Source organism: Caballeronia sordidicola (assembly GCF_002220365.1).
In the GTDB taxonomy this organism is placed as follows: domain Bacteria; phylum Pseudomonadota; class Gammaproteobacteria; order Burkholderiales; family Burkholderiaceae; genus Caballeronia; species Caballeronia sordidicola_C.
This window is the reverse complement of sequence record NZ_MTHB01000301.1, coordinates 1-16,600: the sequence shown is the minus strand read 5'-3', so window position 1 is coordinate 16,600 and position 16,600 is coordinate 1. Positions and strand designations below refer to the sequence as shown.

Sequence of the window (16,600 nt, the reverse complement as noted above, 5' to 3'; positions counted from 1 at the left end):
AGCAGGCAGCGGTCGATTATGTTCTGAAGCCCGTGCAGCCCGATCGCCTCGAAAAAACCTGCGCGCGTTTGCAAGCCGCATTGCAGCAGAGGGCGCAATCGGAGGCAGCGCGGCCGTCGTGGGCCGCTGCCATCCACACGTTGCGCGAGCTCATCTGAACCACGCGGTCAGTCGAACCCGCACCGTCTACCTAACCCCGCAGCCGACGAAACTCCCCCAGCCACTCCGACAACAGGCCGACCGCTTCGGGCGTCACCGCGTTGTATAGCGACGCTCGCAGGCCGCCGATCGATCGATGTCCTTCCAGTCCGTGCAAGCCTGCGCGGCGGGCGTCATCGAGGAACTGTGCTTGCGTGGCTGTGTCGGGCAGGCGGAAGGCGACGTTCATGGTCGACCGGCAAGCGCGCTCACCATGCACACAATAGAAATCCGGCTCGGCATCGAGCGCACGATACAGCCGCTCCGATTTCGCGCGGTTGATCGCGGCCATGTTTTCCACTCCGCCTATTTCATCGCGCAGCCAGCGTGTCACCAGCATCAACACATAGATGGCAAACACAGGCGGCGTGTTGTACAGCGAACGCGATTGAATATGCGTCCGATAGTCGAGCAGGGTCGGCAACGCATGCGTTGCCCGTTGAGCGAATTCATCGCGCAAGATCACCAAGGTGACACCGGCCGGCCCGAGGTTCTTCTGCGCGTGCGCATAGATCATCGCGTAACGGTCGATATCGAGCGGCGCAGCCAGCAGATTGGAGGACATGTCGCAGACCAGCGGCACCTCATGCAGGCCCGGAATGTTCGCAAATTCCAGCCCTTCGACCGTTTCGTTGGACACGTAATGCAGATAGGCCGCGTCTGGCGCGAGGTTTAACTCCGCCGGCGCCGGCAAGCGGCGATACCCCTGTGCGCTGCCGTCCCACACCACCCTCGTTGCTCCTTCGTGCCGCGCTTCGACCGGCGCCTTCGCGCTCCAGTAACCCGACACAATGTACTCGGCATGCTTGCCGCTGCTGCGCAGGAAGTTCATCGGCAGCATGGAGAACTGCAGGCTGCTGCCGCCCTGCATGAACAGCACATGGTAGGTGCCGGGAATGTCGAGCAGCACGCGCAGGTTGCGCTCGGCTTCATCGAGGACGCCGCGGAACCAGTCGGATCGATGGCTCATTCCCAGCACCGATAAACCCGTCTCGGGCAACGCGTCGATAGCAATGCTCGTTTCGCGCAGCACCGACGCCGGTAGCGCACCCGGTCCACCCGAGAAGTTCATCGTCTTGTTCATTCAGCCCGCCGTCCGGTGCGCGAGCATGTGTTCGAACGCATCGACGATATGTTGCACATGTTGGTTCTTGTGAGCGAGCACGCCGCTATCGCGCTCGTAGTGCGCGAGCATGGTCGCGTTGGCTTCGAACACGAAGACCTGACCGTCAGGCAGAAGCGTGAAATCGATGCCGCCGTAGTCCAGATCGAGCCGCTGCCCGATAGCCGCAATAGCGTTCATTGCACGCTCGCCGAGTGCCGCACGCGGGTCTTGCAGGAAGCGCCGTTCCTCGTCGAGCTTCCAGGCATGGTTTTCCATTTCGGCGGAAAAATAATGCGCGATCCAGTGCGGCGAGATCACGAGATGATAGGGAAGCGGCCGACGATCGACGTAGATCACGCGATACTTGCGGTAGAAACCATCGTCCGACTGGCAATCGCGAAACGCCGTCAGGTACTGGGCGCCTTCTTGCGTCGATAACCGGCTTTCAAGTGCTTCGATGCTGTCGCACAGAACCAGGCCGTCGCCGCCGTGAGCGGCAACGGGCCGCGCCAGCAGCGGAAACGTAACGGCGTGATCGGCGAGCAGCGAGCGAAGCGACGCCAGTGCCCCAACGCCCTGCGCTTCGTTCGGTATTTCGCTGTGACCTTCGCTTTGACCTTCGTACCGCACGCACGGCGCAGTCTGTACATCATCAATGCCATCAAGCAGCGCGGACAGCGTATGCCGCGAGGTCGGGGTGATTGCCGAGTTCGGATTGAGCAACGGGCGCGAACACTGCGCCTCGAAACGCGCGAGCCTCGCCCCAAGCGGCGCCGCGATATCTGGATCGCCGATCGCGTTGAACACGAGATCGAAGGCGGGGAGTTGAGCGTCTTCGTCGTCGGCAGCGTAGTCGATTGCGTACTTGATCCGACGGTTCCTCGTTCCCGGCAACAACGCCTCGAACGGGACATTACCTGTCCTCCTGCCCGCGCACAGGATCAGGACAGAGCGAGTCCAGCCCGCAGTCTCTTCGACAAACACCCGCTGGATTGCGTACGCGCGTTCGCGATAGACCTCGGCAAGGGCCGTGTTTCCTTCACCTGCATGGATAGCGGCGAGGTTCTGGCACGCAACGGCGACATTCGGATCGAGCGTGAGCACGAGCGCGTACCAGCGCGCGGCGACTGCGTGGTCGCCCTTCATGAAATAGCCCGTGGCGACGTCGCACAAGCTGTTCGTGCGGGCGTCCGGCGAGCCACTCGCATAGGCATCGAGGGTATGGGCTGCGATCAGATGGGCGAGCGCGCCGAGTTCATCGCCGGCTTGGCGGGATGCATCGGCGAGCGTGCGGTGAACCGATGGATCTGGCGACGCGATCGCGCCTGAACGATCGATTGGTGCGGGCGGATGCTTGGCGGTGTCGTCGGGTTCTTGGGTCATCATGGCCTGGCCGTGCGCATCGGGACGTCCCGTCAATGCTGGTTTTGCAGCATAGCGTCGTCACCCGACATTCCGGTTACAGCCGTGCTCGCCAGCGTAACGAAAATTTACGCGGAGGTCGAACGCGCTTCAACACGGTTCTGTCACGGCTCCATCGCCTTGACGATGACCTGGGCATCCGCGTCCCGTTCGATTCGCTTCAACACCGGTTGCATGGCAGTGAAGTCCGCGGGCGTACATACCTGCTTGCCGAAGTTCGCCTTCAGATGGCGCTCTGCCTGAAGCAGGTTCGTCGCGGGGTCGAAGACATAACGCGATGAATAATCGAAAAATGCGCTCGTGAAATTTGCGTCGGTCGGAACATCAGTGACGCGAACTGTCTTTGGCAAGGTGACTTGTGCGACTTCATCGAACGCGCCTCCGGTGCACATGAACGGCTGGGTCCGCACGCGCTCGGCGAGCAGGTTCTCAACCTGCGTGGCAATCCCGCCCGACAGGCTCGTCAGCGCGGGCAGGGCGGTCGTGCCGGTGGGCCACACCACATCGTCCAGAGTTCCATTGATCGTGGTGGTCAGCGCCCCGTTGCTTGCGTCCAGGTCGCGGGCGGCAAGCGATGCGACACCGCGCAGGCCTGTCGCCCGAAGGCGGGCATCGGCGATCTGCTTGCGGCGCTCGTCAGTCGCATGCAGCAGGTTCGCACGCTCCGGCCCGGTGCTCCATCCGGCGTCTTCCACCTGATCGGCGAACGCAGCCGAGCCATCAGGCATTACCTCGATCTGCAAGCGCACTGTGCGTGACAGCGGCTCGGTAGCGGGCGTTCGTGACAGCGTGCCGTCGCCCACCAGCAGCGTTGGACGATCCATGTCCGCGAGCGGGAGAGAGCCGAACTCAATACTCAAGGCCGTCGAGTCGGCATACATTCCCAGCCCCGGCAGCCACGTAATGACGTGGTTGATCGCGCTGCCGCCATAGCCCGGTACGGACGGCAACGTATAGACCGAGCCGAGGCTGATCAAGGCCGGCGAGTTCTCGATACCAACCGCAGCCAGCATCGCACCGTAGAGCGCGACATAGTCCTTGCAGTCGCCATAGCGGTTGGCGAGAATATCGGCGGCCCGGTGGGGAATGGCGGGACTCTGCCCCAGGAACAGCGACACGTAGCGGATGTTGTGGCGTACCCAGTCGTAAAGCGTGGCCGCTTTCGCGCGTGCATCGGTTTCGTTGCGCGTGAGCGATTGCGCGAGGGTACGCACCGCCGCGTCGTTCGCACTCGGATCGACGGTGCCGTCCCGATAGCTTGCGGCAAAGCTCCGGTAGTCCGGAAATGTCGACACCATCAGCCGGTCGCCGTACTGCGCATAGCCGACCGAGCCCGCTTCCACCCGATCGTAATGGGCCCGGCTGTAGTCGAATTCGTAGCGCGTGCGGCCACCCTGCGTCACCGGCGGCACGGCGATATAACCGCGCGCATCGGCATAGAGTGGTTTGTCGGCGGGCAAGTCGAAGATCAGCCGCTGGACTTCCACCGGGCCACGGCTGGGCTCGACGAAATAATCGAACTGCCCCGCGATGACCGGTTTCGACTGGGTCTTATGAAACCGCAGATGCACGATCGATCCCGTGTTCACCCCAGGAAAGACCACCGCTTTCAGGCGAGAGTCCTCGAACGTGGGGGCGCCCGCCGAGCGCGGCTCCTGGATCTCGCGGATCTGATCGGGCGCCACGATGTGTTTGATACCGTCGGGGCCGAGCGAGTAGGCATCGCTTATGTCGATGGTTGAGGTCGATTTGTCGAACCAGATGTAGCGTTGCGCGATGTCGCCAACACCCGCCGGCGTGTTCGCGCGCAAGGTGGTTTCATCGTCCTCCGTCAAGGAGCCGTCTTCCGCCACGACGAAGGTGTGGACGTCGCTGACAAGCGTAGACGGCTGCGCGGTTTCGATGGTCTCCATGCCCAAAGCCGGCCGTAATCCTATACACGCCAGAGATGCAGCCAGCAAAACACGGTGTTTGACACGCATCGATCTCGAACTCATGGAGGGCGGTTTTAGGTGCAGGTTCAACGGCTTATCGTATCTCAACAGGTATCTCGCCCGGTATCCCGCGCGGTATCGCGTGTGCGCCTGTCACCACGGCTTACCGGTGCGAGCGAAAACCCTTGGGCCTGTTCTTTGCTTTTACCTGACATTTATGGCGGCTGTTCGGTAGCGAGATCCGACCTTGGCCGTGTTCTTTGCGAGACCGCTACGTCCATTAAATCCTATTCCTGCTATGAGCACTCAACGTCAGTCGTCCCTCCCCGCACCCCGCATGTCGACGGGCATCACCGGGCTTGACAACATCCTGGGCGGCGGACTGACGCCGAACCGTGTGTACCTTATCGAAGGGTCGCCGGGGGCTGGAAAAACCACCCTCGCACTGCAATTTTTACTCAAGGGCGTAGAACTGGGCGAAGTCGGTTTGTACATCACCCTTTCCGAGACGCACTCTGAGCTGCTAGCCGTCGCCGATGCCCACGGCTGGAATGTCGATGCGTTGTCCATTATTGAACTCCTCTCCGACGAAGGGCTGGACCCTGAGTACGAGCAGTCGATCCTGCACCCGGCGGAAGTGGAGCTTGGCGAGACGGTCGAAAACGTGATGCGCCAGGTTGAAACGCTCAAGCCTGTGCGGATCGTGCTGGACAGCTTGTCGGAACTACGGTTGTTGTCACAGAACCCCTTGCGCTACCGGCGTCAGATCCTCGCGCTCAAGCGTTATTTCGCGACCCGCGATTGCACGGTGTACCTGCTCGACGACAACACCTCTGACCCCAACGATCTGCAGCTTCACAGCATCGCGCACGGCGTGATCAGCCTCGACCAGCTTGTCCACGATTATGGCGGCGCGCGTCGCCGCGTGCGTGTCGCGAAAATGCGCGGTATCAAGTTTCGCGAAGGATTCCACGACTTCACGCTGGAGACGGGCGGTATCGACGTCTATCCGCGCCTGGTGGCCGCCGAACATCACGCGGAATTTGCCAACGCGCCGGTGTCGACCGGATCGGCGGGCCTAGACGCCATGCTCGGTGGCGGCTTGATTCCCGGCACGAATGCGCTGCTGATCGGGCCGTCAGGTGTGGGCAAGACCACGACCGTGGTGTGTTGCCTCATGGCGGCGCTCAAGCGTGGCGAGCGCTGCATCTACTATCTCTTCGACGAAACGCTCGGCACGCTGTTAATGCGTTCGAAGTCACTCGGCATGGATCTGTCGACCTATCTCGACAACGGTCTGCTGACCTTGCGCCAGATCGATCCGGCCGAGATGTCGCCCGGCCAATTCACCAGCGACGTGCGCGATGCGGTGGAAGACGAAGCCGTGACCTACGTTGCCATCGACAGCCTGAACGCCTATCTGCAGGCGATGCCCGGCGAGCGTTATCTGCTGCTGCAAATGCACGAGTTGCTCGGTTATCTCAACCAGCGCGGCATTGTGACGATGCTCGTGCTCGGGCAGCACGGCATTGTGGGCGAGGTGCAGTCGGACGTCGATATCAGCTACCTCAGCGACGCGATGGTCCTGTTCCGCTACTTTGAACACCGGGGTGAGGTGTTGACGGCGGTCGCCACTGTCAAAAGCCGTGGCAGCGCGCATGAGCGCACGATTCGCCAGTTCAGGCTGACGCACGGCGGCCTGGAGCTGAGTGAAGCACTGCGCGATTTCGATGGCGTGCTCGCCGGCCTGCCGGCGTATCGCGGTGACACAGCCATGCTGGGAAGTCCCGACGCGAGGGACCGCTAAGCCGTGGAAAACCGTGTCCTGATCCTAGCCCCTCGCGGCCGCGACGCGGACGTAGTCGGTGAAGTGCTGAGCAAGGATGGCCGCAACTGTCTTTCCTGCCTCAATGCCGCCATGCTGAATGCCGAACTGCGCGGCGGCGCGGGCACGGCGCTGATCGCGGAAGAAGCACTCTCCGACAGCGACATGCCGCAGCTCTTCCAGTGGCTCGGCCAGCAGCCCACGTGGTCCGATTTTCCTCTGATCCTGCTTGCCACCAAACGCACCGAACGTCGTCCGGAACAGGCGCTAGACCGGCTAGAGTTGCTGGGTAACGTCGTCGTGCTGGAGCGCCCGCTCAACGCGGAAACGTTGCGGCGCGCGGTGTCGTCGGCGTTGCGCGCGCGCCTGCGGCAATACGAGGCGCGGCGTCAGCTTGCCGAGCGCGTGGAAGCGCAGGAACGGCTGCATCTGGCGCTTGCGGCGGGCCAGTTGGGATCGTGGGAACTCGATGTCGAGACCGGCGCGCTGCGCTCCACCGAAGCGTTCCGCAAGATCTACGGACACAAGGGGCCGACGCTGGACTACGCGCAGATTATCCAGCTGGTGCACCCCGATGACCGCGAGATGCGTCAGCGCGCGCTGGATAGTTGCATCAATAACAATACCAACCTGACGGTCGAATATCGGGTGATCTGGCCGGACGACACCGTTCACTGGGTTCAGTCGCGCGGCCATCCAATGCGCGCTCCAGGCAGCGTTTCTGGGACCTCGACGACACGCATCATCGGCGTGTCGCTGGACGTCACCGACCGTCACGAAGTCAACGAGAAGATTCTTGCGAGCCAGCTCGTGGTTGAGCGTTTGAACGACACGCTGGAGAGTCGTATCGCGGAACGCACGCAGGAACTGGCGTCGGCGAACGACCGGCTGATGAAGGAAATCCACGAGCGTGCCAAGGTCCAGGCGGTGCTCGTGCAGGCACAAAAGATGGAAGCGCTCGGGCAACTGACCGGCGGTATTGCGCATGACTTCAACAATCTGCTGAACGTGATCATGGGCAACGCTGAGCTGATCACGCGCGTGACCCGCGATGAACGCGTGCAGACCATGGCGCAGACGGTCAAGCGGGCGACCGAACGCGGCGCGAAGCTGACCGGCCAGCTACTGACGTTTTCACGCAGCAGCAATCTGGACCTGAAGGCCATCGACGTCATTTCGATGCTGCATGGCATGCGCGACATGCTGACGTTGTCGCTGGGAACGGGCATTCATTTCGGTACCCGCTTCGATGTGAAAGAAGCCTGGACCGACGCCGATGCCAACCAGCTCGAGCTCGCCGTGCTGAATCTAGCCATCAACGCGCGTGACGCCATGCCCGACGGCGGCTTGCTGACCATTCGCGTGAGTGAGCGCACAGCGCCTGACGAAGCGGTGCCGTCGGGACACTATGTGGTGATCGGCGTGAGCGATACGGGCACAGGCATCGCGCCGGAGTTGCTGACGCGTGTCTTCGATCCGTTTTTCACGACCAAACCGGTCGGCAAGGGCACGGGTCTCGGCTTGAGTCAGGTCTATGGCATTGCGCGTCAGGCCGGAGGAACGGCGCGGATTCAGAGCGAGCCGGGCGAGGGCACGACCGTCGAGTTATGGCTGCCTTTGCGCGAACGCGTGGTGGCCAAGGCGGAGGTCGCGCAGCCGGGTGAAGAGATCTCGGGCGCGCACGAGCGGATCCTCGTGATTGAAGACGACGTCGACGTGCGGGCCTTTCTCGTCGACTGCCTGAAGATGCTCGGCTACACGGTCACCGAGGCATCGCACGGTCGCGCGGGGCTGGAGCGGCTGCAGGCCGACAATCCGGACTTGCTGATGGTCGACTTCGCGATGCCCGGCATGAATGGCCTCGAAGTGATTGCAGAAGCGAAGCGCTCACGCCCGCAACTGCCTGTGATCCTGGCGACGGGGTATGCGGACGTGGATGTATCGAAAGACCGCGTAGAGGGTTACGCGGTGCTCAGGAAGCCGTTTCAGATAGGAGAGCTTGCGCGCACCGTGAAGGCTGCGCTGACGACACGCTCGAATGTGTGATTCAGCGAGTCTGCTTGCGCTGCTCAACGTTCAACGCCGTTGCGACGTCACGTCCCAGTTGATATCGACACACAGGACCTGCAAGCCGCGCGGCGTATGCGCGGCGATGGACGCCGTTACGCAGAGATGCGCTTCGTTGATCGACAGATACGGCGCGGTCAGATGAACCCGGTCCGGCGTGCGCAATGCTTCGATGAAATAAGGCCGGCGTTCCCAGCTCGCGCCTTCAGAATGCAGCAGCGGCCGAAAACGCTTGGCACGTTGCGAGGCACGCGCGACGGGCAAGACGTTGTCGCCAATCTGCCGTCCCGATGCATCGAGCAGGAAGCAGCGCGCCGTTTCGTGAAGCTGCAATAGCGTGCGGGTCGCATTGGCGAGCGTTTCGCCTTCGATCAGACGCGCCGCCGCTGTTTCCAGCGCGCCGACATACGGCGCGAGCCGCGCTGACTGCGTGCGTTCACGCGCGGCCACGCGCTCGCGGGACGCGGCAGACAACGCGTCCAGCACGCCTTGCGCGGCTTGCGGTTTCACGGCTTCCACGCTCGGGCCCGCGAAATACGCGCCCTGCACGAAATCGACGTTGCATTCGAGCGCGATCAGCGCGTCGCGTTCGGTGCTCAGGCCACCCATCAAGACCAGTTGACCGGACTCGTGCAGCAGGGAAACAAGCCCCGGTAACACGCGCTCGATATGCGAATGTTCGCTCGCCTGCTGCAGGATGCAGCGGTCGAGCGTCACGATATCGGGCCGCAGATGCCACACGCGGTCGATATTCGAATGCTTCACGCCGAAGCCGTCCAACGCGATCAGAAAGCCGGACTTGCGCAATGAATCGATGATTTCAGCAAAGCGCGTAGTCTCGCCGCCCGCTTGCTCGGGCACTTCCAGCACGACGCGCTGCGGCGGCAGACCGATGTTTTTCAGCGATGCCAGCAGCGCGTCGCCGTAGCTCGTGTCCATCAACGCGGCCGGATGGAGGCTGAGGAACAGCCATTCGTCGTCGCTATCGAAGGAAAAGAAATTGCCCAGATGCAGCGATTCGGCCAACCGGCCCAGTTCGAGCAGATCCCCGCGCCGTGCTGCCTGCGTGAAGACTTCATGCGAGGGGACTTGCCGGCCGGAATCGTCCCGGGCTCGCAGCGACGCGTGATAACCGATCGCGCGCCGGTGAGACACGGAGAACACGGGCTGGAAAACGCTGAACACCGTGTATTCGCCGTACAGGACAGTGCGCCGCGAACCATCGTCTTCCGCAACGGGACGCGGTGGCTGAAAGCGGGGAGGGTCGAGATCAACCATGCTCATGGTGGTTTTGGCAGGCGTTCGAACGCGGCTCGAGTGGGAGTAAACATCGGGAAAGAACTAGTTTACAGGATAGGGCCCCTCCCGGAAGAGCAAGAAATATGCGCATTTGCCGGACAATTGAGATATTCCCGCCGAAACCGGGCCTGGCTGGGGCGCAGCTGCGGCGCCGGTTCTAAAGGCAGGGAAGCGGCGAGACCGCATGCACGTTCGTAGTGCAGCACGCACGGGAGATGGATCGAGGTGGCGCGTTGTTGGCACCCATCAACGCAAGGAGCGGGCAGCGGTGCGTATAACGAGCAACGAGCAGCGAGCAACAAGCGCGCAGCGAGCGCAAGGCAAAGCAGCGTCGCCAGCGCCTTAATGTGCTTCGGAGGGATCGGTTTTCTTGGTATTCACGGCGCGGATTTCCGGCCCGAGCTGCGCAAAGATCCACGCTGACGCAGCCGTAATAATGCCAACGCAGAGGAACGTCGCGTGAAAGGCGGGCAGCGAATTCGTCGCGGTGACGCGGGGCAGGATGCCGGTGAAGGTCGCGAGCACTGCGCCGGCGATCGTGACGCCCAGACTCATCGAGAGCATCTGCACGAGCGAGAACAAGCTATTGCCGCTGCTCGCGCCGCCGGTTCCCAGGTCTTTCAGCGTGAGCGTGTTCATCGCGGTGAACTGGATGGAGTTGACGCCGCCGAAGAACGCCAGCTGAACGAGGCGCAGCCACAGAGGCTGCTCGGCGCTGGTGAGCGAGAAACTTGCCATCGTGAGTCCGACGAGCACCGTGTTGACCATCAGTACCTTCCGATACCCGCGCTTCATGATCAGGCTCGTCACAATGCGCTTCGACAACATCCCGGCAGCGGCCACGGGCAGCATCATGAGACCGGCTTGGAACGCGGAATAGCCGAGACTGATCTGGAGCAGCAGCGGCAGCAGATACGGCATCGCGCCGCTGCCTATGCGAGCGAACAGATTGCCGAGCAAGCCGACGCTGAACGTATGGATCTTGAAGAGATCGAGCGAGAAGATTGGTTGTGCAACGCGTACGGCGTGCAGTCCGTACGCGACAAAACATGCCATGCTCAGCACGAGCAACACGAGCACGATGGCGTGCTGGAGGCCGAGATCGGCGAGGCCGTCGAGCGAGATGGTCAGCGCGATCATGCCGACCGCGAGCAGCAGGTAACCGGCGAGATCGAAGGGAGCGGTGGACGGGTTGCGGCTATCGGTCATGAAAAGCCGCGTGGCAATACAGCCGATCACGCCCACGGGTACGTTGATCAGGAAGATCCAGTGCCACGACGCAATCTGCACGATCCAGCCGCCGAGCGTCGGTCCGATAAGCGGCCCGATCAGCCCCGGAATGGCGACAAACGACATGGCGCTGAGATAACGTTCGGCGGGCACCACGCGCAGCAACGCGAGGCGCCCGACGGGCAGCAGCATGGCGCCCCCCACCCCTTGCACCACGCGATAAATCACGAGTTGCATGAGCGTGTGGGCGTTGGCGCAAAGCAACGAACCGATGGTGAAGATCAGGATTGCGCTGAAGAAGACGTGGCGCGTGCCGAGTTTGTCGGCTAGCCACCCGGAAAAAGGAATGACGGTCGCCATGGTCAACGAATACGCGATCACCACGCCTTGCATTCGCAGCGGCGCTTCACCGAGGCTTCGGGCCATGGCGGGCAGGGCGGTGTTGACGATGGTTGAATCGAGCGTCTGCATGAAAAAGCCCGTGGCGACAAGCCACAGCATGATCGTGAGCGATTGGGGCGAGGGCGTGGGTGCAACGTTCGAGCGGATTGTGTCGGGCATGAAAGGAGCCGGCGGAGGGAGTGCCGTGATTTTACGTGGATGTGCGCACGGATTGCGTACCGATGTGCGCCACAATCGGCACGCCGTCTAGACCGTCTAGACCGGTTAGACCGATTGGACCGGACGGGAATCGGACGGCAAACGGATGGGTGCGCCGGCAGTCGATATCATCGAGGGTGAACCTGCGGACCCCGGGTGGACCAAGCGGCATTGAGAAGGAGCATGGCTATGAAACCTGTCGAAGAACTCTGGCGTCTGGCGCAGGGAGATCCTGAGGCGCTTGAACGCCTCACGATCAGCGGCGATGAACGCCAACTGCCGTCGGTGTATCGGGTGAGTGATCTGGCGGCGGCGAGCGTGGGCGCCTCGGCGTTGGCGGCAGCGGAATGCTTCAGGCATCGCACCGGGCGGCAGCAAGATGTGCACATCTACACGCGCCGCGCGGCAATCGCGTTTCGCAGCGAGCGTTACTTACGCATCGGAACCGAGAACCCGCCGGAGCTGCGCGATCCGCTAATGGGCTTCTACGAGACCCGTGACGGCCGCTGGATCCAGCTTCATACCAACTTCAAGCATCATCGCGATAATGTGGTGAAGCTGCTGGGCTGCCCGAACGATCACGCCGGCGTCACGCAGGCCATCCGTGAATGGAGCGGCGCAAGCCTGGACGAGGCGCTCGCTGATGCCGGACTATGCGCCGCGCTGATCCGCACGCCCGAGGAGTGGGCGCTCACGCCGCAGGCCCAAGCGATTGCGGAAATACCGCTGCTGGAGATCGTCAAACTCGACGATACCCCGCCGGAACCCATCGGCCAAGGCGAGCCGCAACGGCCTTTGGCAGACGTGCGCGTGCTGGACCTGAGCCGGATCATCGCGGGGCCGGTAGCGGGGCGAACGCTCGCCCAGCACGGTGCCGATGTCCTGCTGATCAACGGTGCGCATCTGCCGAACATTGCACCGTTAGTCATCGACAACGGCCGCGGCAAACGCTCGGCGACGCTCGACCTTCGCGAAGAAAACGACCGCGAATTGCTGCGTGCGCTATTGAAAGATGCCGATGTATTCCTGCAAGGCTATCGTCCCGGCGCGCTGGCTGCACATGGCTTCGGCCCGGAAGAGGCTGCGCGCCTGCGCCCGGGTATCGTGTACGTGACGATCTCGGCGTATGGGCACAAAGGCCCCTGGTCACAGCGGCGCGGCTTCGACAGCCTCGTGCAATCAGCGAGCGGGATTGCGTGGACCGAAGCGCAGGCGGCTGGTCAGACCCAACCTCGCCATCTACCGTGTCAGGCACTCGATCACGCCACCGGTTATCTCGCGGCACTGGGCGCGATGATCGCGCTGCAACGACGCGCCACGCAAGGGGGGAGCTGGCATGTGCGGGTGGCGCTGGCGCGGACCGGGCGCTGGCTGCAATCGATGGGTCTGATCGAAGATGGCCAGAACGTACCCGATCCCCAACTCGACGATGTCCGCGACATGCTGCAAACCATCGCCTCGCCGTTCGGACCGCTCACGTGCACGCAGCCGCCTGAACGCATGTCGCTGACGCCGCCGTACTGGGTTTCACCACCGGTGCCTATCGGGACCGACCAGCCGCGCTGGTGGTAGCTACGTACGACTACTTGCGCAATTCCGCGACGAAATCGTAGTAGTCGTTGCGGCAATAGGTATCGGTGAGTTCGATCGGGCGCTGGTCGGCCGTATACCCCACGCGCGTGATCAGCAGCAGCGCGTCGTGCGGCGCGATGCCCATTTGCTCGGCGATCTCATCGCTCGCATTCACCGCGCGGAAATGCTGCAGGGCTCGCACGATCGACAGGTTGCGCTGCTCCAGAAAGCTGTAAAGCGAATCGCCAACGGCCTGCGGGTCCGGAATCAGCGCCGCCGGAAACGTGGAATTTTCAACGGCCATCACAATGCCGTCGGCCGTGCGCAAGCGGCGCAAGCGGGTTACGGCCGCCGCCGGCGACAACCCGAGCTGGATCACTTCATCGCGATTCGCGGGCTCGATCACGCGGGAGAGCCATTTCGAGCCGGGGGTAAAACCGCGTCGGCGCAGCATTTCGCTGAAGCTCGACAGCCGCGACAGCGGATCTTCATAGCGCGGCGTGATGAATGATCCGGCGCCTTGTGTGCGCCGGATCAGCCCTTGTTCGACCAGCAATGCGATTGCTTTACGCGACGTGATCCGCGATACCCCGAGCGCCTCCGACAACACGCGCTCCGAGGGCAGCGCTTCACCCGCGTTCCAGCGATTGTCGTGGATTGCGTTGCCGAGCTTGCGGGCGAGCTGGAGATAAAGCGGGGTGTCACTGTCCGGGTCCGGGCGCAAGTCGCGCCAGCGATCTTCCGATGTCGTGTTCATAGGGCGCAGGAAGTGGGGACCAAGGGCAGATTCTAAGACAAGCAGCGCGGCGACGGGGATTGAATGAGAAGCGGCACCCGTGGGCGGAGGCAAGTGAGCCCTGCGTTTATTCCCAGACAGCCGATTCGCTCAGGCCCATTTCGGCCAGATCGGTGGCGCGGAGCTCGGCATCGATCTCGCAGAAAAATTCGTCGAGCTGCGGGGGCGGGACCGACGTTCCGGCAAGCATGGCGTGCACTTGCCCGCGATGATGGATCTGATGCTGGAACACATGTCCAAGTAACCGCGTGCGGGTTTCCTGCTGTTTTGCACGAGGACGAAGGAGGGTGACCTGACGCTCGAGGGTGTCGTCGGTGAGATGAGCGCAGTAGTCGATGAGCCGCCGATCCGCCAGCCGTTGCTCGCGCTGGAGGTCGACGCAGGTATCGAAGGGTTCTTCCGGATCGAAGAAAGACATGATCTGCGGATGAGGCGGCTCGTTGCGCTGCTCGCGTTCGAGCGCGTCGACGTAAAACCAGTCGACGCTCAGATTGTGGTTGAGCGTTGCCTTGATCGATGGAAAGAAGCTGGTTCGATGCGCGACGAAATCCGCCTGGGTCAGCTGAGCGCAAGCCTTCAACAGACGATGATTCGACCAGGCGCTGTTATAGGCCATGCTCAGGAAATGGCGGGAAAGCGGGTTGGACATGGTCGGCGGACTCGTGAGACAGGACAATTGCTATCGCGGGATAGCGGCCGGAAATTATGGCATGGGGGATGAGGGCCATGCCTTAGGGTCCTCCCTCTTCCGTTGGAGCACGCCAAAGCAAAACGTCCGCCGAAGCGGACGTTTCATCGATCGAGCAATCCGGCGTTCTAAGCCGTCGCAGCGCCGCCCAGTCCACGCCCGGTACGCAAATACAGCGCGACGGTCAACGCCACGCCCGCCGCCGATGCAACCGCGGCGAACAGGTACACGGAGCTGAAGCCGAACTCCCCGGCGATATATCCGGCCAGCGGCCCCGTCACGCCCAGCGACAAATCGAGGAACACCGAATACGCCGACAACGCCGCGCCCCGGCTGGCCGGCGGCACGAGCCCGACCGCTTCCACGCCGAGCGCCGGGAAGATCAGCGCGAAGCCAAACCCGGTCAGCGCGGCGCCCGCGAGTGCAAAGGCGGGGTCTGCCGCAAGCCAGAGCATCAGCAGGCCGACGCATTCGAACGCAAACGAGACGATAGCCACGCGAAAGCCGCCGAAGACCTTGATGGTGTTGGCAAACAAGAGCCGGGAGCCGACGAACATCGTGCCGAACACGGTCAGCGAAAGCGCTGCGTCAGGCCAGTTGTGCGCGGCATAAAAGAGCGTGATGAAGGTGGCGATCGACCCAAATCCCGCCGATCCCAGCGCGAGACCCATGCCGTGCGGCAGCACCCGAAAGAACACGCTGCGATACGACATGCGCTCGCCATGCACGATCGGCACCGCCGCCATGCGTGTGGCGAGCCAGTAACCAAGCCCCCCGAGCGCGATCACGAGCACACCCAGCGACGCAAATCCGAGCGAGCGTTCCATCGCCACGCCAAGCGGAGCGCCAATAGCCAGCGCGCCATACGTGGCAATGCCGTTCCACGAGATCACCCGGCCACTCCCGGCGGCGCCGACGCGTCCGATACCCCACGTGATCGCGCCGGTTCCCACCCAGCTTTCGCCGAAGCCAAGCACAAGACGGCCGACGATCAGCAGCCCCAGGCTCACCGAATGCCATTGCGACGCAAGCGCCGCGCTGAGCAGCAGCACGCCGCTGATCGCGCAGGCGGTCAGCCCGTACAGCACCGTCTGCTTAGGCCCGATGGTGTCCGCCGTGCGCCCGGCGAGCGGCCGCGAGGCGAGCGTGGCGAAGTACTGCACGCTAATTGCCACGCCTGCCATCACCGACCCGTAGCCGAGATCCGTATGCACGAAACCAGGCAGCACCGCGAGCGGGACACCGATGGTCAGGTAACAAATGAACGTGAACGTGACGACCGAGACGATCCGCCCGGTAATGGCTAGATCGGCGCGTCGGGACAGCGGGGCTTCGGTAGACATTGGGGTAAGTGCGGGGTTGATATCGCTGAAGAAGCGTGATTGTCCCATAGGTTGGGCGCGGACGTGACCCGCCGGACGCTTTTTCAGGACCCGCAGAATAGCGGAAAGGCTTATGGGAGAAGGACTTACGGAATTTTCCGGTAACTTCTCAATAACCCGGGGCGAGCACCACGCGCCGTGCTGTGTTATTTGATCTGCGCACGCGGTCGAGGTAGCCGATAGCTTCGTTGCGTGCGCTCATGATTGCGCTTGTAAACTGCGGATGACGATGTTAACGTTTGTCGCACCAACATCATTTGATCCGCACTCGTGACTCTTCCAAAAAAATTCTCACTACCCGACATCGCTCGAGAGGGACTAACGCCGTCGGAGCTTGAAGTGCTAGCGTGGGTAGAGAAACTGACGGACATCGCTAATGACTTGCAGGATGAGTCTGAGCAACTGAAACAGGAAGCAGCTCAGCTCAGGAAAACCAGGAAGCGCGACTAGGTTGGCCGCTGCGATGATGAAGAAACTCGCGG

11 protein-coding genes are annotated in these 16,600 nt (G+C 62.5%); 3 read left to right on the top strand and 8 right to left on the bottom strand.

Going from position 1 to position 16,600, the window contains the following annotated elements:
• Nucleotides 1-190: 190 nt before the first annotated feature.
• From serC to BSU04_RS43700, 3 genes are all read right to left on the bottom strand, one after another.
• Nucleotides 191-1,282, bottom strand: coding sequence for a 3-phosphoserine/phosphohydroxythreonine transaminase (gene serC, locus BSU04_RS43710; protein ID WP_089166388.1), 1,092 nt, complete (start codon nucleotides 1,280-1,282; stop codon nucleotides 191-193).
• On the bottom strand, nucleotides 1,283-2,689 hold the full coding sequence (locus BSU04_RS43705) for a hypothetical protein (protein WP_144021545.1): 1,407 nt from the start codon (nucleotides 2,687-2,689) through the stop codon (nucleotides 1,283-1,285).
• A 140-nt stretch (nucleotides 2,690-2,829) separates the two neighbouring features.
• Nucleotides 2,830-4,722 (bottom strand): DUF3857 domain-containing transglutaminase family protein, encoded by a 1,893-nt coding sequence (locus tag BSU04_RS43700; protein WP_373452929.1) that lies wholly within the window; start codon nucleotides 4,720-4,722, stop codon nucleotides 2,830-2,832.
• Nucleotides 4,723-4,996: 274 nt separating this feature from the next.
• Between BSU04_RS43700 and BSU04_RS43695 the strand changes: the two genes are divergently transcribed.
• A complete protein-coding gene (locus tag BSU04_RS43695) occupies nucleotides 4,997-6,466 on the top strand; it encodes an ATPase domain-containing protein (protein WP_373452928.1) in 1,470 nt (489 codons plus the stop codon).
• A 3-nt stretch (nucleotides 6,467-6,469) separates the two neighbouring features.
• Nucleotides 6,470-8,530: a hybrid sensor histidine kinase/response regulator gene (locus tag BSU04_RS43690; RefSeq protein WP_256983934.1), complete on the top strand. Its 2,061-nt coding sequence runs from the start codon at nucleotides 6,470-6,472 to the stop codon at nucleotides 8,528-8,530.
• Nucleotides 8,531-8,560: 30 nt separating this feature from the next.
• Here BSU04_RS43690 and BSU04_RS43685 read toward each other — a convergent pair whose 3' ends face one another.
• Together BSU04_RS43685 and mdtD are read right to left on the bottom strand one after the other, a co-directional pair.
• Nucleotides 8,561-9,835, bottom strand: a complete 1,275-nt coding sequence (locus BSU04_RS43685; protein WP_089166384.1) for an EAL domain-containing protein — start codon at nucleotides 9,833-9,835, stop codon at nucleotides 8,561-8,563.
• Between the two features lie 357 nt (nucleotides 9,836-10,192).
• Nucleotides 10,193-11,641 carry a multidrug transporter subunit MdtD gene (gene mdtD, locus BSU04_RS43680; protein WP_089166383.1) on the bottom strand — a complete coding sequence of 483 codons (1,449 nt, stop codon included), beginning with the start codon at nucleotides 11,639-11,641 and terminating at the stop codon, nucleotides 10,193-10,195.
• A 222-nt stretch (nucleotides 11,642-11,863) separates the two neighbouring features.
• On the opposite strand from mdtD, the gene BSU04_RS43675 reads away from it, so the two are divergent.
• Nucleotides 11,864-13,252, top strand: coding sequence for a CoA transferase (locus BSU04_RS43675; RefSeq protein WP_373452927.1), 1,389 nt, complete (start codon nucleotides 11,864-11,866; stop codon nucleotides 13,250-13,252).
• Nucleotides 13,253-13,262: 10 nt separating this feature from the next.
• Here BSU04_RS43675 and BSU04_RS43670 read toward each other — a convergent pair whose 3' ends face one another.
• The 3 genes from BSU04_RS43670 to BSU04_RS43660 all read right to left on the bottom strand — a co-directional run bounded on the left by BSU04_RS43670 (nucleotide 13,263) and on the right by BSU04_RS43660 (nucleotide 16,079).
• Nucleotides 13,263-14,009, bottom strand: coding sequence for a GntR family transcriptional regulator (locus BSU04_RS43670; RefSeq protein ID WP_089166381.1), 747 nt, complete (start codon nucleotides 14,007-14,009; stop codon nucleotides 13,263-13,265).
• Between the two features lie 106 nt (nucleotides 14,010-14,115).
• On the bottom strand, nucleotides 14,116-14,697 hold the full coding sequence (locus BSU04_RS43665) for a DinB family protein (RefSeq protein ID WP_089166380.1): 582 nt from the start codon (nucleotides 14,695-14,697) through the stop codon (nucleotides 14,116-14,118).
• A gap of 167 nt (nucleotides 14,698-14,864) precedes the next feature.
• On the bottom strand, nucleotides 14,865-16,079 hold the full coding sequence (locus BSU04_RS43660; RefSeq protein WP_089166379.1) for an MFS transporter: 1,215 nt from the start codon (nucleotides 16,077-16,079) through the stop codon (nucleotides 14,865-14,867).
• Between the last annotated feature and the right edge of the window lie 521 nt (nucleotides 16,080-16,600).